This window comes from Reyranella sp. GW821-FHT12G01, assembly GCF_058806575.1.
On sequence record NZ_JBXAPV010000001.1, the window covers coordinates 94349 to 113563 of the forward strand.

The 19215-nt window shown below is 67.9% G+C and carries 18 protein-coding genes; 6 read left to right on the forward strand and 12 right to left on the reverse strand.

All coding sequences use genetic code 11. The features are described from left to right. Positions 1-74: 74 nt before the first annotated feature. Positions 75-2246, forward strand: a complete 2172-nt coding sequence (locus AC1RP5_RS00460; RefSeq protein WP_493108589.1) for a cation:proton antiporter domain-containing protein — start codon at positions 75-77, stop codon at positions 2244-2246. Positions 2247-2253: 7 nt separating this feature from the next. Here the strand turns inward: AC1RP5_RS00460 and AC1RP5_RS00465 are convergent, their stop codons facing one another. The 7 genes from AC1RP5_RS00465 to phbB all read right to left on the reverse strand — a co-directional run bounded on the left by AC1RP5_RS00465 (position 2254) and on the right by phbB (position 8850). Then, positions 2254-3450 carry a patatin-like phospholipase family protein gene (locus tag AC1RP5_RS00465; RefSeq protein WP_493108590.1) on the reverse strand — a complete coding sequence of 399 codons (1197 nt, stop codon included), beginning with the start codon at positions 3448-3450 and terminating at the stop codon, positions 2254-2256. Between the two features lie 16 nt (positions 3451-3466). Next, positions 3467-3958 (reverse strand): YybH family protein, encoded by a 492-nt coding sequence (locus tag AC1RP5_RS00470; RefSeq protein WP_493108591.1) that lies wholly within the window; start codon positions 3956-3958, stop codon positions 3467-3469. A gap of 21 nt (positions 3959-3979) precedes the next feature. Continuing rightward, on the reverse strand, positions 3980-5164 hold the full coding sequence (locus AC1RP5_RS00475) for a class I SAM-dependent rRNA methyltransferase (RefSeq protein ID WP_493108592.1): 1185 nt from the start codon (positions 5162-5164) through the stop codon (positions 3980-3982). A gap of 3 nt (positions 5165-5167) precedes the next feature. Continuing rightward, positions 5168-6826 (reverse strand): gamma-glutamyltransferase, encoded by a 1659-nt coding sequence (gene ggt, locus AC1RP5_RS00480; RefSeq protein ID WP_493108593.1) that lies wholly within the window; start codon positions 6824-6826, stop codon positions 5168-5170. Continuing rightward, on the reverse strand, positions 6823-7626 hold the full coding sequence (locus tag AC1RP5_RS00485; protein ID WP_493108594.1) for a methyltransferase domain-containing protein: 804 nt from the start codon (positions 7624-7626) through the stop codon (positions 6823-6825). The genes ggt and AC1RP5_RS00485 overlap by 4 nt, the downstream gene beginning before the upstream one ends. 1 nt (position 7627) lies before the next feature. After that, positions 7628-8026 (reverse strand): carboxymuconolactone decarboxylase family protein, encoded by a 399-nt coding sequence (locus tag AC1RP5_RS00490; RefSeq protein ID WP_493108595.1) that lies wholly within the window; start codon positions 8024-8026, stop codon positions 7628-7630. 98 nt (positions 8027-8124) lie between these two features. Continuing rightward, positions 8125-8850: an acetoacetyl-CoA reductase gene (gene phbB / locus AC1RP5_RS00495; protein WP_493108596.1), complete on the reverse strand. Its 726-nt coding sequence runs from the start codon at positions 8848-8850 to the stop codon at positions 8125-8127. Between the two features lie 145 nt (positions 8851-8995). Between phbB and AC1RP5_RS00500 the strand changes: the two genes are divergently transcribed. Both AC1RP5_RS00500 and AC1RP5_RS00505 read left to right on the forward strand, forming a co-directional pair. Next, on the forward strand, positions 8996-10204 hold the full coding sequence (locus tag AC1RP5_RS00500) for an MFS transporter (protein ID WP_493108597.1): 1209 nt from the start codon (positions 8996-8998) through the stop codon (positions 10202-10204). A gap of 50 nt (positions 10205-10254) precedes the next feature. Next, positions 10255-10701 carry a hypothetical protein gene (locus AC1RP5_RS00505; protein WP_493108598.1) on the forward strand — a complete coding sequence of 149 codons (447 nt, stop codon included), beginning with the start codon at positions 10255-10257 and terminating at the stop codon, positions 10699-10701. 75 nt (positions 10702-10776) lie between these two features. On the opposite strand, the gene AC1RP5_RS00510 is transcribed toward AC1RP5_RS00505, so the two are convergent. From AC1RP5_RS00510 to AC1RP5_RS00525, 4 genes are all read right to left on the reverse strand, one after another. Beyond that, positions 10777-11955, reverse strand: coding sequence for an acetyl-CoA C-acetyltransferase (locus AC1RP5_RS00510; protein WP_493108599.1), 1179 nt, complete (start codon positions 11953-11955; stop codon positions 10777-10779). A 34-nt stretch (positions 11956-11989) separates the two neighbouring features. Beyond that, the gene (locus AC1RP5_RS00515; RefSeq protein WP_493108600.1) at positions 11990-13174 is read right to left on the reverse strand and encodes an acyltransferase family protein; all 1185 of its coding nucleotides are present in this window, start codon (positions 13172-13174) and stop codon (positions 11990-11992) included. Between the two features lie 116 nt (positions 13175-13290). Next, positions 13291-14136 carry a LytTR family DNA-binding domain-containing protein gene (locus tag AC1RP5_RS00520; RefSeq protein WP_493108601.1) on the reverse strand — a complete coding sequence of 282 codons (846 nt, stop codon included), beginning with the start codon at positions 14134-14136 and terminating at the stop codon, positions 13291-13293. Beyond that, a complete protein-coding gene (locus AC1RP5_RS00525) occupies positions 14120-15394 on the reverse strand; it encodes an alpha/beta fold hydrolase (protein ID WP_493108602.1) in 1275 nt (424 codons plus the stop codon). The genes AC1RP5_RS00520 and AC1RP5_RS00525 overlap by 17 nt, the downstream gene beginning before the upstream one ends. A gap of 352 nt (positions 15395-15746) precedes the next feature. Here AC1RP5_RS00525 and phaR point away from each other — a divergent pair, with 352 nt between their 5' ends. Together phaR and AC1RP5_RS00535 are read left to right on the forward strand one after the other, a co-directional pair. Continuing rightward, positions 15747-16427, forward strand: a complete 681-nt coding sequence (gene phaR, locus AC1RP5_RS00530) for a polyhydroxyalkanoate synthesis repressor PhaR (protein ID WP_493108603.1) — start codon at positions 15747-15749, stop codon at positions 16425-16427. Positions 16428-16455: 28 nt separating this feature from the next. Next, positions 16456-16623 carry a DUF1289 domain-containing protein gene (locus tag AC1RP5_RS00535; RefSeq protein ID WP_493108604.1) on the forward strand — a complete coding sequence of 56 codons (168 nt, stop codon included), beginning with the start codon at positions 16456-16458 and terminating at the stop codon, positions 16621-16623. A 61-nt stretch (positions 16624-16684) separates the two neighbouring features. Here AC1RP5_RS00535 and AC1RP5_RS00540 read toward each other — a convergent pair whose 3' ends face one another. Then, positions 16685-17494: an enoyl-CoA hydratase/isomerase family protein gene (locus AC1RP5_RS00540; RefSeq protein ID WP_493108605.1), complete on the reverse strand. Its 810-nt coding sequence runs from the start codon at positions 17492-17494 to the stop codon at positions 16685-16687. A gap of 79 nt (positions 17495-17573) precedes the next feature. On the opposite strand from AC1RP5_RS00540, the gene AC1RP5_RS00545 reads away from it, so the two are divergent. Continuing rightward, positions 17574-19178 carry a serine hydrolase domain-containing protein gene (locus tag AC1RP5_RS00545; RefSeq protein WP_493108606.1) on the forward strand — a complete coding sequence of 535 codons (1605 nt, stop codon included), beginning with the start codon at positions 17574-17576 and terminating at the stop codon, positions 19176-19178. The last annotated feature ends 37 nt before the right edge of the window (positions 19179-19215 follow it).

Here is a 19215-nt window from a genome sequence, read left to right on the forward strand (position 1 = left end):
GGAAGAGGTCAGCACGAGTCGTGCCAGCCGTCCATCCGTGACAGGAAGAGAGGCGGCGCGACCGGGGGAACGGCGTGGCAGATCATACGACGGCAATCTTCGCAGCCGAGCTGATCCTGCTGCTGTTCTTCGGTCGCCTGATCGGCGAGCTGATGACGCGGATCGGCCAGCCCGCCATCTTCGGCCAGCTCCTGGCCGGCGTGCTGCTCGGGCCCTCGGTCTTCGGCCTGCTGCTGCCCGACCTGCGGGCCATCGTCTTTCCCAATACACCTGCGCTCAAGAGCATGATCGATGCCGTCTCGCAGATCGGCATTTTGCTCCTGCTGCTGCTCACCGGCATGGAGACCAATCTCGCGCTGGTGAACCGCAAGCGTCGCGCCGTGATCTCGACGTCGCTGCTGGGCATCGCCATTCCCTTCGCCTGCGGCGTGGCACTCGCCTACCTGTTGCCGATGGAGCTGATCCCTTCGCCCGCCGCCCGGTTGGTGACGGCCTTGTTCCTCGGCACCGCGCTGTCGATTTCTTCCGTGAAGATCGTGGCCATGGTGCTGATGGAAGTGGGCGCCATCCGCCGCGACCTCGGCCAGTTGATCCTGGCGACCGCCATTCTCGACGACACGCTGGCCTGGGTGATCATCGCCGTCATCTCGGGCATCGCCGCGCACGGCACCGTCAGCCTGGCCGATGTCGGCTCCAGCCTGGCGCTGACCGCCATCTTCCTCGCCGCCAGCCTCACCGTCGGCCGTCGGCTGGTCGCGCGCATCATCCTGTGGTGCAACGACAACCTCACCATCGAGATGCCAGTGATCAGCGCGATCCTGGTGATCACGCTCACGATGGCACTGATGACCGAGCTGATCGGCGTGCACACCGCGCTGGGCGCCTTCATCGCCGGCATGCTGATCGGCCAGTCACCGATTCTGACCGAGCATATCGAGGGCGAGCTGCGCGGCTTCATCATCGCCTTCTTCAGCCCGGTCTTCTTCGCCGTGGCCGGGCTCGGCATGGACCTGCGCACGCTGTTCGACCCGACCCTGGCGCTGTTCACGCTGGCGATCATCGTGGTCGCCAGCGTCGGCAAGTTTCTGGGCGCGTTGGCCGGCGGCAGGCTGGGCGGGCTGACCGGACTCGAATCGCTGGCCCTTGCGACGGGCCTCAACGCCCGCGGCTCGACCGAGGTCATCATAGCCAGCATCGGCCTGTCGATGGGTGCGCTCAGCAACCAGCTCTACACGATGATCGTCGCCATGGCGGTCGTCACGACCATGATCATGCCGCCCACCCTGCGCTGGGCGATGGCGCGCGTGCCGTTGCGCGACGACGAGCTGAAGCGGCTCGACAAGGAAGACGCCGAGCAGAACCAGATCGTGCCGAAGATGGAGCGCGCGCTGGTGCTGGCCGACGACAGCGCCAACGGACGCTGGACGACCGCCGCCGCCGGGCTCTTCGCGGGCCGCCAGCAGGTGCTGACGACGGTGCTGCAGCCGGCGAGGACCGACGGCGCAAACGAGGAAGGCAAGCTTTCGGCGAAGGACAGGCTCGCCGAGGCGATGCGCGCGGCCCTAGACCGCGGCTCGCCGCCGTCGGCGAAGGCCGAGGCCTCCGAGGGCGCTGCGCCGGTCCGGGTGCCGGTCGAGGAGCTGCTGCAGGTGCGCAGCCCGACGGCCGAGGACGCGATCGAGAAGGAAGCGGCCAAGGGCTACAGCATCGCCTTCGTGGGTCTCGACCAGCCGATCTCCCGCGAGGCGCCGCGCTTCGAGGAGCGACTGCAGCGGCTGGTCGCGTCGTTCGACGGCCCTGTCGCGATCCTGGTCAATGGCGGCCATACCGCCGTATCGACCGGTCCGCTCGACATCCTGGTCCCGACCGGCGGCAGCCCCGACGCCCGCCTTGCCACCGAGATCGCCCTCACCCTGGCAGCCGCCAGCCACGGCAAGCTGACCGCCCTGCACGTCTTCGATCCGAGCGAGGACACGCTGCTGCTGCGCGGCCGCGCCCGCCGCCTCGGCATGTCGGTGCTGGTCGACGTCCATCGCCTCGGCAAGCGCGGCGGCGTGCCGGTGCGCGGCCTCACCGCGACCAACACCCATCCCGAAGCGGAGATCCGCCGCGCCGCCTATCGCGGGCGGTACGACCTCGTCGTGCTGGGCACCTCGCTGCGCCATGGCGACGCGAAGTTCCTGAGTTCGCGCAGCCTATCGCTGATCCGTGCGATCAGGAGCCCGGTGCTGCTGATCGCCCGCTGATCCGGAGTCAGCGGGTCGGCACGGCGGTCAGCGTTCCCAGGCCGGGCGGTTGCTTGTGCCAGGCCTTGCCGTCGACCATCTGGCGCACGCCGTATTCGTAGAGCGCGTTCATGTAGGTCTGGTCGAACTCGCCCTTCTTGGGCGCATCGAAGTCGGAGCCGATATAGGCCAGGTTGTAGTCGACCTTGTCGCGCTGAGCGACGAAGTAGGTCCGCAGCACGTCGTTGGTGCCGCTGGCGGCCAGCATGGCGATGATCGCGCGGCCGGCGATCGAGATCGTCCGGCGTTCGGACATCGCATAGTCGGGGTCGAGGCGGCCGTTGCGGATGATATAGGCAATGCGCGGCCGCTTCAGGCTCGCGATGTCGATCGACGGCGGATAGAGGAAGAGCTGGGCGATGGCGCCGCCGTCGACATGCATCTCCTGGTACTTCTTGCCGTCGAGTTCGACGTCCATCATCACCGGCTGGAAGAGGCCGGGGATGGCGGCCGAGGCGCGCAGGATCTTGCGGAAGAGTTCGAGCGCGCCGGGATGGCCGCTGGCGGCGATGGCACCGATGTTCCAGATCACCGGCCGCTGGGCGTCGAGATCGGTCGTGCCGATCATCAGCAACCGGCCCTTGTTGTATTCGACGGCAATCGCATCCAGCAGCTTCTGGTCGGCGTAGCTGGCGATCACCTCAGCGAGCGGCGCCGAATCGGCCATGCTGTCGTCGAACACGGCCGCCGTGATGAAACGCCGGCGATAGACCTTCTCGGCCGTCATGGTCGTGTAGACGTCGCGCAACTGCCTGTCGTAGGCGGAGCCGAGGAAGGCGAACGGAGCGATCAGCGCCCCGGTGCTGACGCCGGTGACGATCTTGAACTGCGGCCGCGTCCCGAGCGCCGTCCATCCGTTCAGCAGGCCCGAGCCGTAGGCGCCGTTGTCGCCGCCGCCAGAGATGGCCAGGAAGTAGGCCGGCGTCATGGTGGTCGGCGCCTTGCCTTCGGCCCGGAGCGCCGCGGCCTCGCGTATGCCCGACTGCACGCCCTCCTCGACCATCGCCTTCGGATCGGCGTCGGCGAAGAAGCGCGCGTTGGGAATGCCGAGCGGCATCGCCCGCGTAGTGTCGGCGCGCGGCACCGCATCGCCACGGTCGGGGATCGAGCAGCCGGTTCCGACAAGGCAGACAATCGCAACAGCGAGAAGAAGCTGGCGCATCATGGTGCTGTCTCTTCGATCACTTCGGTGGCTGGGCGCCGGGTTGATTGGAGGCATAGAGGCAGCTGCGGATCTTCCAGCCATCCGCTTCACGCCGGAAGACGATCATCTCGTTGAACGAGTCGGTCGTCTCCACGCCGGTCGTGAGGAGCTTGATCTTTCCCCTGGAGACCGCGCGCAGCCAGCCCATGTCGCCGGCGATCTCGGCTTCAACGACATCGAAGGTGAGATCGAGCTTCAAGGTGGCGAAAATCTGGCGATAGGCCGCGCGCAAGGCGTCGCGCCCGACCACCGCGGGCATGTCCTCGCGCATGAAGACGCCGTTGGCGGTGTAGAGGGACACGAGAGTATCGACATCGTTGGCGCGAAGGGCGGCGGCGTAGCGCTCCATGATCGCACGCAGCGGCGCCGCATCGGCTGCCGGCTGCGCTTCGACCGTGCCGGCAAGGGCGATCAGTGCCCCGGCAACGATGACGCCGCGCCGCGACGGCGCGTTACCTTGTGTCGACATCCCCTCTCCCCCGTCACGCGATCAGTCGAGTTGCAGCACCATGGCTTTCAGATAGGCCGTCTCCGGCAGGGCCGGATGGACCGGATGGTCGAGCGCCGCACCACTGGTGCGCAGGATGCGGCCGCTGCGCTCGGCATCGCGCAGGCCGCGGCGGACCTGTTCGGCGAACAGCGGCACGTCGACGAGATGCGAGCATGAGGCCACGAAGAAGAAGCCGCCCCGGGTGACCAGCGGCGCGGCCAGCCGCACCAGCTTGCGATAGCCCTGCGCGCCGATCTTGAGATCCTTGCGGTTCTTCACGAAGGCCGGCGGGTCGCAGATCACGACCTCGTAGCTGCGCGGCTTCTGCTTCTCCAGCGCCTCGAACACTTCGGTCTTCTGCAGCGTCACGATCTTGCCGACATCGTTCAGCTCGACGGCCCGTGCCGCGGCATCGAGCGCGGGCTGCGAGCGGTCGAGGCAGAGGACCGACTTTGCACCATGCTTCGCGGCCAGCACGCCGAAGCCGCCGCTGTAGCAATAGGCGTCGAGGACGCGCGCATCCTTGGCCAGCCTCGCCATGAAGCGGCGGTTGTCGCGCTGGTCGTAGAACCAGCCGGTCTTCTGGCCTTCCGAAAGGTCGGCCACGAAGCGGGCGTCGTTCTCGATCAGCTCGATGCTGCCGGCCTCGCCCTTGGCGACCACGACCTCGCGCGGCAGGCCTTCGAGCACCCGCACCGGCGAATCGTTCTTGAGGATGATGGTGGCCGGCTTGAACTCCGCCTCCAGCGCCTCGAGCAGGACCGGCGTCAGCGCATCCATGCCGGCGGTGTTCACCTGGACCACGAAGGCATCGCCGAAGCGGTCGATGATCACGCCCGGCAGCCCGTCGGCCTCGGCATGGATCAGGCGGTAATAGGGAACGCCCACCAGCCGGTCGCGCAGGGCGGCCGCCTGGGTCAGCCGGCGGCCGAGGAACAGCGCATCGACTTGGGCTTCAGGGTTCGTGGTGAGAAGGCGGGCCGCGATCAGCGAGTGCGGGTTGAAGGTGCAGAGACCGAGCGCCTCGCCACCCGGCGCGCGCAAGGTCGCCAGGCTGCCCACGGGGATCGCCTTGGCATCGGCGTCCATCAGGATCTCGTTGGAGAAGGCCCAGGGATGGCCGCCGCGGACACGGCGATCCTCGCCGGCGCGCAGGATGACGGAGGGGAGTTTCTTCAGGGCCACGTCTTATTCTCCTCGGGCGACGCCATCGCGTCGCGGGTCGGCGCCCCCTTCCCACCCGTCGCCCGTGCGCCGGAGGGCCGTCAGGCCGCCTTCATGCCGGCGGACTTGTACTTCATGGCCCAGCGCGCGCAAGGCACCCGCCTGGTCGGCGATCGGCGTCCCCTCCTCCAGCTCGGTCGCGTCGTTCATGTTGGCGACCCGCGGCAGGTCGACCGCCGCCTGGGCCGACAGGTCCCAGTCGAGCATCCCGATCAGGGCCTGCAGGGTGTCGCCGATGATCCGCGGCCCGCCCGCCGAGCCCGCGACCACCACCAGTTTCTTGTCCCGATCGAACACGAAGGACGGCGACATCGAGGAGCGCGGCCGCTTGCCGGGCTGCACGCGGTTGGCGACCGGCTTGCCGTCCAGCTCGGGCCGCGGCGAGAAATCGGTGAGTTCGTTGTTCAGCAGGAAGCCTCGCACCATCATCCCGGCGCCGAACGGCGCCTCGATGGTGGTGGTGAAGCTGACGGCATTGCCCCAGCGATCGACGATGCTGATGTGGCTGGTGCCGCGCTCGACATAGCCCGGCGGCACGCCGGGACCGACCTTGCCCATGCTGCGGTCGGGCGACATCAGCTTGCGCCGTTCCGCGAGATAGGCGGACGACAGCAGCCCGGCCACCGGCACATCCACGAAAGCCGGATCGGCGACGTAGCGGTCGCGGTCGGCGAAGGCGAGCCGGCTCGCCTCGGCGATCAGATGGGTGGCCCGCAGGTCGTTGGGCGCATCGCGCTGGATGTCGAAAGGCTGAAGCAGCTCCAGCACCTGCAGGATCGCGATGCCGCCCGACGACGGCGGAGGCATGCCGCAGACGGTCCAGACGCGATAGGGGCCGCACACGGCCTCACGCTTGACCGGCTTGTAGTCGGCGAGATCGGCAAGGGAGAGCGTGCCGGGTCGGCGATGGCCATGCACCCGCTCGATCATCTCGGCGGCGACAGGGCCTTCGTACATCACGCGCGCGCCCTGCTGGGCGATCAGCTCCATCGTCGCGGCAAGCGCTGCGTTGGTGATCTTTTCGTTCAGCTTGCGCGGGCTGCCGTCGGGATTGAAGTAGGTCGCGACGATGCCCGGCTCGTCCCGCAGCAAGGGCATCATCCTCTGGAGCCAGGCGGCGAGACGCGACGAGACCGGGAAGCCGTCGCGCGCCGCGACGATCGCCGGCCCGAACAGATCGCCCCAGGCAAGCTTGCCCTTCTCCTTGTGCGCGAGTTCCAGCATGGCCATGACGCCAGGCACACCGACGGAGATGCCCGAGAAGACGGCCTCGCGATAACCCAGCGGCTTGCCGTCGGGCGCGAGGAACATGGTGGGCTTCGCGCCGGCCGGCGCCGTCTCGCGACCGTCATAGGCGGTGATGGTCTGGGTCGCGGCGTCGTAGTGCATCAGGAAGCCGCCGCCGCCGATGCCCGAGGCATGCGGTTCGACGACGCCTAAAACCATCTGCACGGCGATCGCCGCATCGACGGCGGTGCCGCCACGGCGCAGCATCTCCAGTCCCGCCTCGACGGCCAGCGGATGGGCGGCCGCCACCATCGACTGCGGCGCCGCCTGCACGGAGGGCGCGCGAGCGGCCGCGAGCAGCAGCAGCGCGAGGCCGAACAGGCGGCGCACGCTCATGCGCGGCGCCCCACGATGAACAGGCGGCGGAACGGGAACAGCGTGATGCCGTCGGGCCGCGTCGGATAGGCCTTGGCCAGAAGGGCTGCGTAGGTGTCGTAGAACTGCGTGCGCTCCGGCTCCTGCAGCAGCTCGAGATAGGGCCGAAGGCCAGTCGACGAGGTGTACTGCGCCACCGGATCCTTGCCGGTGAGCGGCTGCTGGTAGATCGATTCCCAGACCTCGAGATCCGAACAGAACGGCTTGAGCACGTCGTAATAACGGTCCGGTTCCTCGACCCGCACGATCGGGCGCACCTTGGTGAGCTTGTCGCGCCACGGGCCGGCGATGGCCGCCTCGTGCATCGAGGCATGCGAGGGTGCCTCGTGGTTACGCGGCATCTGGATCGCGAGCTGGCCGCCGGACGGCAGCAGCTTCATCAGGCCGGGGAACATGTCGATGTGGCCGTCGAGCCACTGATAGGCGGCGTTACTGTAGAGGATGCCGGCCGGCAGGTTCGGCTTGAAGTGCGCGAGGTCGCCCTTCTCGAAGGTCACGCGCGCATCGACCGTCTGGCTGCGTGCCTTGGCGAGCATCTCCTCCGACGAATCGATGCCGACGACCTGCGCCTCGGGGAAACGCTCGGCCAGGATGCGCGAGATGTTACCGGCGCCGCAGCCCAGATCGTAGACCGCATGACCGGGGCGCGCGCCGTTCGCCGGATCGAGCCGGCCCATCAGGTCGAGCGCCGGCCGCATGCGGTGATCGGCGAATTTCAGGTAGAGATTGGCATCCCACGTCGTGGACTTTCCGTCGCTCACGTCACTTCTCCTCGAACGCTGCATCGACTGGCACACGATAGGCCGTCGCGATCTTGTTGCCCTTCTGCGCGGCCAGCACGACCGCCATGAACTCTCCGAACATCTCCTCGGTCATGCCCTTCTGGCGCGCCATCGTGCCGTGCGAGGCGATGCAGTAGTCGCACTGGTTGGCGACCGACACCGCGAGATAGATCAGTTCCTTGGTGAGGCCGTCGAGCGTGCCGGGCGCCATCACCGCCTTCATCTCGGCGGCGAAGCGCTCCATCGTGTCGGGATGGTGGGCGAGCGCCTTCCAGACATTGTTGATGTTCGCCGGATCGCTACCGCGCGCCTTGGCGATGCCTTCGACCACCGCCTTGGCCCGCGGGTTCATGTCCTTGTACTCGGTCAGCTTGGCCACGTGTCGCTCCCACGAAAGAACACGAATGAAAAGGGCCGGCAGAATATGCCGGCCCGCATCTTGGCGTTTTCGCGCCGGTTGTCAGCCCCAAGCTGACGTCAGTACATGTGCTGGCCGCCGTTGATCGACAGGGTCGAGCCGGTGATGAAGCCGGCATCGTCGGCGATCAGGAACATCACGCCGCGGCCGATTTCCTCGGCCTTGCCGAGACGGCCGACCGGGATCTTGGCCACGATCTTCTCCAGCACGTTGGCCGGCACCGCCGACACCATGTCGGTGTCGGTGTAGCCCGGCGCGATCGCATTGACGGTGATGCCCTTGGGCGCGCCTTCCTGGGCCAACGCCTTGGTGAAGCCGTGGATGCCCGACTTGGCGGCGGCATAGTTCACCTGGCCGTACTGGCCGCCCTGGCCGTTGATCGAGCCGATGTTGACGATGCGACCGAAGCCACGCGTGTTCATGCCGTCCCACACCGCCTTGCTCATGTTGAAGCAGGAGCCGAGGTTGGTGTCGATGACGGCGTCCCACATGTCGCGCGTGAGGCGGCGCATCGTGGAATCGCGGGTGATGCCGGCGTTGTTCACGAGCACGTCGACCGGACCGAGATCCTTCTCGATGTCGGCGATCACCGACTGGCAGGCCGCGAAGTCGCCGACGTCGAACTTGTAGACGTTGATGCCGGTCTCGGCCTTGAACTTGTTGGCGGCCTCGTCGTTGCCCGCATAGGTCGCGGCGACCTTGTAGCCCTTGTCCTTCAACATCCGGGAGATGGCGCCACCGATGCCACGTGTTCCGCCCGTTACGACTGCTACCCGTCCGGCCATTGTTTCCTCCCTGATGAAAACGCCCCCACACTCTAGCCGGTTATCCCCCATCGCGGGCAAGCGTCAGATTGATGTCGCTTCGATATCTGAATTGAGCGACGCCGGCGGATAGAGGCGCGCGGCAACGCGGCCCTAGAACGGCGGCATGAAACCTTTCACCGCCCTGCTCGGCGCCGCCGCCGGGACCCACGCCGCCGACCAGATGGCGCTCGCAACCCTGCCGCTGACCGCGACCCTCGTCCTGGGCGCCGGTCCGGACCTGCTCGGCCTTCTGGTGGCCGCGCAAAGTGCATCCTGGCTGCTGGTCTCCCTGCCGGCCGGCGCCTGGATCGACCGCATGCCGCGCCGCCGCATGCTAATCGTGGCGCTGGCGCTCGGCCTCACCGCCTCGATGGTCGCGGTCGCGGCGGCGGCCACCGGCTACGTCTTCCTGCTGGGCCTGGCCGCCATCGCCGGCGCCTCGGGCACCGTGGTCTATGTCCTGACCTCGGTCTCGCTGCTGCCGAGCCTGGTCGCGGCGGGCGACCTGCCGCGCTCCAATGCGCGCCTCGAACTGGCGCGCGCCGTAGTGAGCCTTGCCGCACCGTTCGTGGCGGGCCTGCTGGCGCAGCACCTGTCGCCGACCTGGGGCTATGCGCTGGCGGCGCTGGGCGCGGCCCTGGCGCTGGTCTGCGTGCTCGCCCTGCCGGAGGGCAAGGCCCCGGCAGCGGGCGCCGAGCGGCCGAGCCTCGCCAGCGCCATTCGGCTCGGCACGTCCTTCGTCGTGCGCAACGAGCTTTTACGCGGCATCAGCCTCTGCGCGATCTTCTGGAACTTCGCCTTCTTCGCCCTGCTCGCCATCTGGGCGCCGCTGGCGCTGGGACCGCTCGGCCTCGACCCGGCGCATATGGGTCTCGCGCAATCGACCTACGGCGCCGGGCTGATCCTCGGCGCGCTGGTGGCGCCGGTCACGGCGCGCCGCCTGCCGCCGCTGGTGACGCTGATCTTCGGACCGGCCGTGTCGATCGTCGCGGCGCTGCTGTTCCTCGCGGCGCCCTCGGGCAACGGCCTCGTCTTTGCGGCCGGCGGCTATTTCCTCGTGGGCTTCGGGCCGATGCTGTGGCTGATCTGCCAGACCACCGTGCGCCAGCTCGTGACGCCGTCGCCGCTGATGGGCCGGGTCAACGCCACGGTGCAGACCGCGATCTACGGCGTTCGCCCGCTGGGCGCCCTGGCCGGCGGGCTGGTGGCGGCGCAGGCCGGGATGCACGCCGCCCTGCTGCTGATCGTCGTGGCTTTCGCCCTCTCGACCCTCGTCATCGTCCTGTCACCGCTGGCACGGCTGCGCGTCCTGCCCGCGCCAGCGACAGGCTGAGGCTTGACCCGCAGGCCCGTCCGTCGGAATTTGCCGGCGGAGGTCGTTGCATGAAGAAGTTTCTGGGCGCCGCGTTGCTGGTGCTTTCCCTGTCCGCCTGCCAGCCCGGCCCGGGCTCGCCGTCGCCCTGGTACCAGGCCTATGGCACGAACTCCTTCCCGGTCGCGAAGGACGGCATGGCCGCGCTCTACATCGTGCGCGACACCGCTCCGCCGGATGCGCCGAACATCCCCATCACCATGAGCCGCAACGCCGTCGGCAGCCTAGCCGGCTCGACCTGGATGCGCCTCGACCTGCCGCCCAATCCCTACGACCTGCGCGCCTACGGCAGCCAGGAAAACACCGAGCTGATCATCACGGTCGTCCCCGGCGAGACCCGCTTCCTGCTGGCCCAGACCAAGGGCACCAACGACGCCCAGCTCACCTGGCTCTCGCAGGACGACGGCCGCGCGCTCGTCCGCAAGGGAACGCAGGTCGGGACGCAGATCAGCTACTGAGCCTCTGCCAGCCGCCAAAAGAAAACGCCCGAGGGATTTCTCCCTCGGGCGTTTTTCATTTCGGCGCGGACCGGACTAGTCGCGCTGGACGCACATCGCGATGCCCATGCCGCCGCCGATGCACAGCGTGGCGAGGCCCTTCTTGGCGTCGCGCTTCTGCATTTCATAGAGCAGCGTCGTCAGGACGCGCGCGCCCGAGGCGCCGATCGGATGGCCGAGCGCAATGGCGCCGCCGTTGACGTTGAGCTTGCTCTCGTCGAGGCCGAGCTGCTTGCCGACGGCCAGCGCCTGCGCGGCGAAGGCTTCGTTGGCTTCGACGAGGTCGAGATCCTTGACCGTCCAGCCGGCCTTCTTCAGCGCTTCCTGCGAGGCCGTGACCGGGCCGATGCCCATGATCGACGGATCGACGCCGGTGGTCGCCCACGACACGATCTTGGCGAGCGGCGTGACGCCGCGCTTCTTGGCCTCATCAGCGCTCATCAGCACCAGCGCCGCGGCGCCGTCGTTGATGCCCGAAGCATTGCCGGCGGTGACCGAGCCGCCTTCCTTGGTGAAGGCCGGGCGCAGCTTGGCCAGCGCCTCGACCGTCGTGCCGTGACGCGGGAACTCGTCGCTGTCGACGACGACCTCACCCTTGCGGGTCTTCACGGTGACCGGGACGATCTCGTCCTTGAAGCGGCCGGACTTCTGCGCCGCCTCGGCCTTGTTCTGCGACGAGGCCGCGAACGTGTCCTGCTCGGCGCGCGTGATCTGGAACTTCTGCGCGACGTTCTCGGCGGTGTTGCCCATGTGATAGCCGTGGAACGCATCCCACAGGCCGTCCTTCAGCATGGTGTCGACCATCTTGAGCTCGCCCATCTTGGTGCCGTCGCGCATGTGCGCGGCGTGCGGCGCCTGGCTCATGCTCTCCTGGCCGCCGACCACCATGATGCTGGCGTCGCCGTTGCGGATCGCCTGCCAGCCGAAGGCGACGGCGCGCAGGCCGGAGCCGCAGAGCTGGTTGATGCCGAGCGCGGTCTTCTCGACCGGGATGCCCGAATTGACGGCCGCCTGGCGCGCCGGGTTCTGGCCCTGACCGCCGGTCAGGATCTGGCCCATGATGACTTCGTCGACTTCCTCGGGCTTCACCTTGGCGCGCTCGAGCGCACCCTTGATGGCGACCTTGCCGAGATCGTGCGCCGGCACTGCGCTGAACGCGCCGTTGAACGAGCCGATTGGCGTGCGCGCTGCGCTCGCGATAACGATGTCCGTCATAAAATCCTCCATGGCAGGCCGCCCTTGCGGATATTTATAGGCCTGCCGCGCGGCGGGGCAAGGACCGCCGGGTCGCCGTTCCGACGGCCTTCATTCCGAACAGCGGCCGGATCCAGCGCCACGGGCGCACCAGCCCTGCATAAATCGCCCATGTCCCCGCGAAGGTCGCGACCACTGCCACGATGAAGCCTAGGACCGGCGAAGCACCGGCCTTCAGCAGCGCCCAGACCGCGATCACCGTTACCGTCTGGTGAATCAGATAGAACGGATAGACCGCTTCGGTCGCCTCGGAGAGGAAAGCCGGCCGCCGCGTCAGATAGCGGTGCGCGAAGCCGATGATCGCGAACAGCCACGCCATGACGTTGATCGCCGACAGCAGCACGAAGACCGGCCGCGCCGCCGGCGGGATGGTCGGCCGCACCGTGCCTTCGAAGTAACCGAAATAGAGGAACGCATAGGCCGCGACCCCGACGACGAGCGAGACAAAACGCTGCCGCTGCAGGGCGCTTAAAAGGTCGGTCGAGCCGAAGAGGAAGGCGCCGTAGAGCAGCAGCGCGCCGTAGGAGACGAGCCCGTTCCAGTCCCCTACCAGCCCGTTGATGTTCCAGGAGATCGGCGCCAGCCAGAGGTACGACGCGGCAAGCGGCAGCACCATCAGCCACTGCAGGCCATGGCGCGCCGCGATCCGGCCGGCCTTCGCGACGACCGCCTGCCCGGCTTGCGATCGCGCCCACAGGAAGACCGGCAGCAGGACCAAGGTGAGCACCAGCACGTAGGCCACGAACCAGAGGTGATGCCAGCTCATGTTGCCCTTCGGGTAGACGCCCTCAAAAGCATGCGGCAGCCATTGCAGGAACGAGCCGGTGAACTGGCCGCTCGACAGGCGCTCCAGATAGACCTGCGGCGGCACGATCACGACCATGCCGAAGGCGAGCGGCAGCAGCAGCCGCTTCAGCCGGTCGCGCACGAAGGCGCCCGGCGTGCGGTCGCCCAGCGCCAGCATGATGGCCGCGCCCGAGACCACGAAGATCAGCGGCATGCGCCAGCGGTTCAGGAAGCGCATGGCCTCGCGCAGTCCTTCCAGACTGTCGGGGCTGGTGACGTGCCAGCTCCAGCCCGACCAGGCCATGCCGGCGTGGTAGAAAATCAGCAGGCCGAAGGCGAGGACGCGCAGCCAGTCGAGGTCGGCGCGGCGGTCAGAAAATGCGACAGGGGGCATGGCGGGCTCCGGAGGAAGGACACCCTCGACCTATCCTGCAAACCGTTGATTTCACGTCGTTTTGTGACGACCGGCGTGGCCGGTGGGACGACCGGCAGGCCTCATGGGACGTCCGGTCAGGCTCTTACGGGGGCCAGCGCCTCGAACCGCTGGCGGTAACGGCGGCTCAGGTTTACCTCGGCGCCGCCCTGCAGGCGGATGCGCCAGTCGCCGTTCACCCAGGGGGTCACCTCGACCACGCGGGCGATGTTCACCAGATGGGATTTGTGCACCCTCACGAACCGCTTCGGGTCGAGCTCGCCCTCCAGCCTGGTGAGCGAGGAGCGGATCTCGAAGGTCTCGTCGCCGACATGGAGCACGGCGTAATTGCCCGACGCTTCGATCCAGTCGATGTCGGCCACCTCGACCATGATCTCCCGGCCCTTGCGGCGAACGGCGAAGCGTTCGGGCAGAGGCGCCGATACAGGCTCCGGCGGCGCGGCCGCTTCGACGGCCTCCGACGGCGCCGGCCGCGTCAGGTAATGACGCAGCGCCACCGTGCCGGCGCTCAGCAGGCCGTAGGCGATGATGTCCTTGGCGAACTCGTAGAGCATCCGATCAAGGGTGAGCGGAAAGCTGTGCGGTTCGCCGACGATGCCGCCGAACCACAGCAGCCGAAGGGCCGCCATACCCAGCGTATGGGCGATGCTGAACGGCACGATCGCGGCGACATGGATCGCGAGGTTGCGCGGATGATGCGGGATGGGCCAGCGCCGGTGCAGCCAGTAGATCGCCGGCAACAACGCCGCCACGACCAGATGGCTCGACACCTGGATCGCCATGGCGCCGCCGAACGACAGGCGCACACCGCGCGCCGCTTCGTTGGCGATCTCGACATAGACATGGGCGAAGACCGAGACGGTCAGCAGCGCCGCCCAGACCGCCGGCACCCGCCAGTCGAAGGACCTAGCCGGTGACGACACGGGACCGTCGCGACGGAAGGTTGCCCAGCCACTCGATCAGCGGCGTCCAGCACAGTTCGCGGGCGCGGCCGCTCACCACCATGCCGATATGGCCGAGCGGCAGGTCGATGCGCGTTGCGTTCTTGAGGCCCTTCTTTGGATCGGCCAATGCCGCGGCCGAGAGCGGCGGCACGATGCGGTCGCCCGAGGGGATCATGACCAGCGACGGCACCTTGATCTTGGACGGCACGATGCGGCGGCCGCCGACGACCCATTTGTTGCTGCCGGGAATGTTGTCGCCGTACCAGCCGACCAGGCATTCGCGCGCCGTCGGACCGGCCAGCGGCGCGCCGCCGTTCAGCCAGTCCTCGAGCAGCACGAATTCCTTGGCGTGCTCGCCGTTCGGATCGAGGCCGAGGAACCGGCCGAACTTCTTCACCGATAGCCAGGGATCGAGCGACCAGAACAGGGTCTGCAGGATATCGACCGGCAGTTCGCCGACCTTGTCGGCGACCTCGGCGAGCAACGGTCCGGACGACAGAAGGAAAGCGTGGCCGGTGCGATCGGCGTGGAAATCCCACGGTGCGGCCATCAGCGCGAGGCCCGCGACGCGGCGCGGCTTGCGGGCGGCCAGCGCCACGGTGAGCGTGCCGCCCATGCAATAGCCCAGCACCGCCGGCGCCCGACGCGCGCGTTTGGCCACGAAGGCGAGCGCCCGTTCGAGCCGCGCCACATAGGCCGTCGTGTCGAAGCCGCGCTCCTCGCCGTTGGGCGTGCCCCAGTCGACGAGATAGGGCCGCAACCCCTGCGCCGCCATGGCGCGCAGCAGGCTCTTCTCGGCGGTGAGGTCGAGCACTTCCCAGCGGTTGATCAGCGAGGGCACGACCAGCACGGCGCGCGTGCCGCGCTTGCGCGATGCGCGATTGGTGGCGCCGTAGTCGAGCAGCCGCGTGTTGCCCTCGCTCCAGACGGCAGGCGGCTCGTCCAGGGTGCGATGGATGTCGTTGCGCTGATAGGCGAGCACGCCATCGGCCAGCCGGCCCATGCGGCGCAGGATCTCGCGCTTCAGCGCCTCTTCGAACTTGCCCTCGCCTGCCTGCGCTTCGAGGGCGCCGATCTCCGGCAGCAGCGCCGCCAGCGACTCAGGAGGTTGTTGTGCGGGACTCGAGTTCTGCGAGCCGGGCTTCAAGAGCTTCCACGCGCTTTCGGAGCTCGCCCAGGTCATCAGGGCCGTTCCCAGATGGAGCGGCAGCGGGCGGGGGCCTAGTCGTGCCAGCATGAGAAGCTCCTTGGGCTGCCTGCAACGCTGAGGCGACTTGCGTGTTCGCAGCCGCAAACAGGCGGGCGATCTGCTCGGTCACGGCCTGGTCCGACGCCAGCCCGGCCAGCTGGGCCTGCCACAAATCGAGGTAACGCCGGGCCAGCTTGTCGAATTCGGCGCCAGTTCCCTCAGTCTTGTCGTCGTTTCCGGAGGCCATGCACTCACTATAACGCATCGGAACGCCACGTCGCGCTCGCGCTGCCTTCGCAGCAGCAAAGCCCGTCTTGTCGCATTGCGGCATCGGCGCTAAGGTGAACGATCCCAGTAAACGAGCGTTCACTGCGCTTGGGAGCTAGAGGAGCGAAGCGTAATGGCCGACCAGGCAGTACCCGAAGGCGGACCGAAAGCGGCGCCGGTGGTGATCAAGAAGTACGCGAACCGGCGGCTCTACAATACCGCGACCTCGGCCTATGTGACGCTCGACCATCTCTCCCAGATGGTGAAGGACAAGACCGACTTCGTCGTCTACGACGCCAAGACCGGCGACGAGATCACGCGCTCGGTGCTGACGCAGATCATCTTCGAGGAAGAAAGCAAGAGCGGCCAGACGCTGCTGCCGATCCCCTTCCTGCGCCAGCTCATCTCGTTCTACGGCGACAGCCTGCAGGGCGTGGTGCCGCAGTATCTCGAAATGTCGATGACGCAGTTCGCGCGCAATCAGGACCAGATGCGCCGCTACATGCAGAATGCCTTCGGGTTCAACCCGTTCCAGCAGTTCGAGTCGATGGGCAAGCAGAACATGGCGATGTTCGAGAACGCCATGCGGATGTTCAACCCGTTCGGCACGACGCCCAACGGCCAGGCCCCGAACGGCGCGATGCCCAACGGGCAATCGCCGTTCGGACAGATGCCGGTGCCGACCGCCGCCAACGGCCACGAGCCGGAAAAGACCGAAGCCGCCGCTCCCGCCAACGACGCGGCGATCGACGACCTGAAGCGCAAGCTCGACGAGTTGCAGAGCCAGCTCGCGGAGCTCGGCAAGAAGACCTGACCGCGCCATGCCTCCATCGACATCGTCGATGACCCGCCGGGTCGTCTCGCCCTGCATCGGCATCTGCAAGCTCGATCAGAAGAGCGGCTTCTGCATCGGCTGCAAGCGCACGATCGAGGAGATCGGCCGCTGGGCGATGCTGGAAGACCCGGCACGCCAGGCCATCATCGACCAGCTTCCGACACGGAAGCTCTGATCATCCGGACCGCGGGCCTCCGGCCCGCTCATGAATGCGGGCCTGGAGGCCTGCGGTCCGTTCAACGCCCCTTGAACGACGGCTTGCGCTTTTCGCGGAAGGCCGACGTTCCCTCCTTGTAGTCCTCGGTGAGCCCCGTCAGCACGTTCTGGTCGGCATCCATGTGGCTGCCGAGATCGTCGAGCGCGTGGGCGAGCCGATTGACCGTGGCCTTGGTCATGCGCACGGGAATCGGCGGCTGGCGCGCGATGCGTTCGGCGAATGCCATCGAGGCGGCCAGCGCCTGGCCATCGTCGACCACGTTCTCGACCAGGCCCCAGTCCAGCGCTTCCGCCGCGCCGATGCGATCGGACGCCAGGATCACCGCCTGCTTGGTGCGCGCCGGGCCCATCAGCGCCAGCATGCGCGGGATCGAGCCCCAGCTCATGTTCATGCCGAGCTCGACCTCGGGAATGCGGAAATGCGCCGAGCGCCCGCAGGTGCGGAAGTCGAGCGACACGACCAGCGCCGCGCCGCCACCGACGCAATGGCCTTCGATCGCGGCGATGGTGACCTGGTCCATGTCCTGCCAGGCCTTGCACATCTTCGGACCGACACGCTGCTTCTGGATGCGCTCGCCCACCGGCAGGGTCGCGCGCGCCCATCCTTCAGGGTCCTTCAGATCGAAGCCGGCCGAGAAGGCCTTCGCCGTGCCGGTGAGGATCACCACCGTCGTCTCGATGTCGTCCTCGAAGTCGCGCGGCACGTCGCGCAGCTCGCGCATCGCCTGCTGGCTCAGCGCATTGATGTTGTCGCCGCGGTCGAAGCGCACGACGGCGATGCGGCCCTGCGGCCCCAGGCCCTTCTCGATCTTCACGAACTGACGATCCATCGCGCGTTTCCTCCGTCGTTTCGTCCGAAGGTACCGGCTCGCCTTTACAAGGGCGAGCCGCTTCGATTGACTGGCTTGCATGTCGAAAGCCATCGAATCCACCGTCTTCGAACGTCGCGTCAACGCGCTGTTTGCCCCCTACACCAAGCCCGGCTCGCCGGGCGCCGTCGTCGGCGTGATGCGCGGCGGCGAGATCGAGTTCTGCAAGGGCTTCGGCCTGGCGAGCATCGAGCTCGGCGTGCCGATCCGACCCGACACGCGCTTCCGCATCGCCTCGGTGAGCAAGCAGTTCACCGTGACGGCGGCGCTGATGCTGGCGGCCGAGGGCAAGCTCAAGCTCTCCGATCCGCCACACAAGTACCTGCCCGAGCTGCCGCCGCTGCCGGTCACGATCGACCAGATGATGCGCAATTCGAGCGGCCTGCCCGATTTCCTCGAGCTGCTGCGGCTGGGCGGCCACGGGCTCGACAAGCCGGCCCGGCCCGAAGACCTGTTCGACGCCTGCACGCGCAACCGCCATCTCAACTTCGCGCCCGGCAGCCGCTTCCTCTACAGCAACACCAACTTCCTGCTGCTCGGCCGCATCGTCGAGAAGCTCGCGAAGAAGAAGCTGGGCGATGTGCTGGCCGAGCGCATCTTCAAGCCACTCGGCATGGCGCAGACCTCGCTGATCGCCGAGATCGACGCGGTGATCCCGAACCTCGCCACCGGCTATCTCGGCGATCGCGAGCAGGGTTTCCGTCGCGCCGCGCATGCCTATCCGCAGGGCGGCGAAGGCGGCCTCACCTCGACGGTCGAGGACCTGCTGATCTGGAGCCGGCATTTCGACAAGCCGGTGCTCGGCAAGACGATCCCGGCCCAACTGACCGCGATTGCACCGCTGACCGGCGGCAAGGCCAACGACTATCGCCGTGGCGTCGCCGTGCAGGAGCTGCGCGGCCTGACCACGGTCGGCCATGGTGGCCTGTGGCCGGGCTTCCGCACCGAGTTCCTGCGCGTGCCGAAGGCCGATCTCACCGTCGTGGTGATCGCCAACCTGGGCAGCATCGATCCGTGGCGTCGCGCCCGCGCCATCGCGGCGCTCGCGCTCGAAGACAACAAGAGGATGAAGCCCGCTCTGCCGCCGATTACGGCGGCCGAGACCCGGCCGCTCACCGGCACCTGGTTCAATGCGGCGGAGCCGTCGCTGTTCGACCTGGCATGGCGCAACGACGAGGCGATCGTGACGCAGAACGGCCTGCCCTTTGCGCTCGGCCGTCGCGCCGGCGGCTGGTTCGCGGCCGAGCGCGGCTCCTACGAGTTCGCCCTGAAGCCCGGCCCGAAGGGCACGCTCAAGGTCGATCTCGGCGCGGGCCGTGTGCTCGCCTTCAGCAAGGTCGGCAAGCGCGCGGCCGTGCCCGCGGCGATCGCCGGCACCTACGTGTCGTCCGATTGCGCCGCGGTGTGGCGTATTTCGCGGGCGGGCGCGGACTGGCAGGTCGAGGTCGGCGGCCCGCTGATCTCGGGCGGCGCGCCGTGGATGGTGCGCGGCCTCGACGCCGACACGGTCGAGCTGGAATCGCCGGGCAGCTGGATCAAGGCCACCCAGCTCGCCCATCTCGTGCGCGACCGCGCCGGCAAGATCGTCGCCCTCGAAGTCTCGACCGGCCGCATCAAGAAGATGCGCTTCGATCGCGAGGATTGAGTTTGAAAACGCCGGGGCGTCCGCGCCCCGGCGGCTC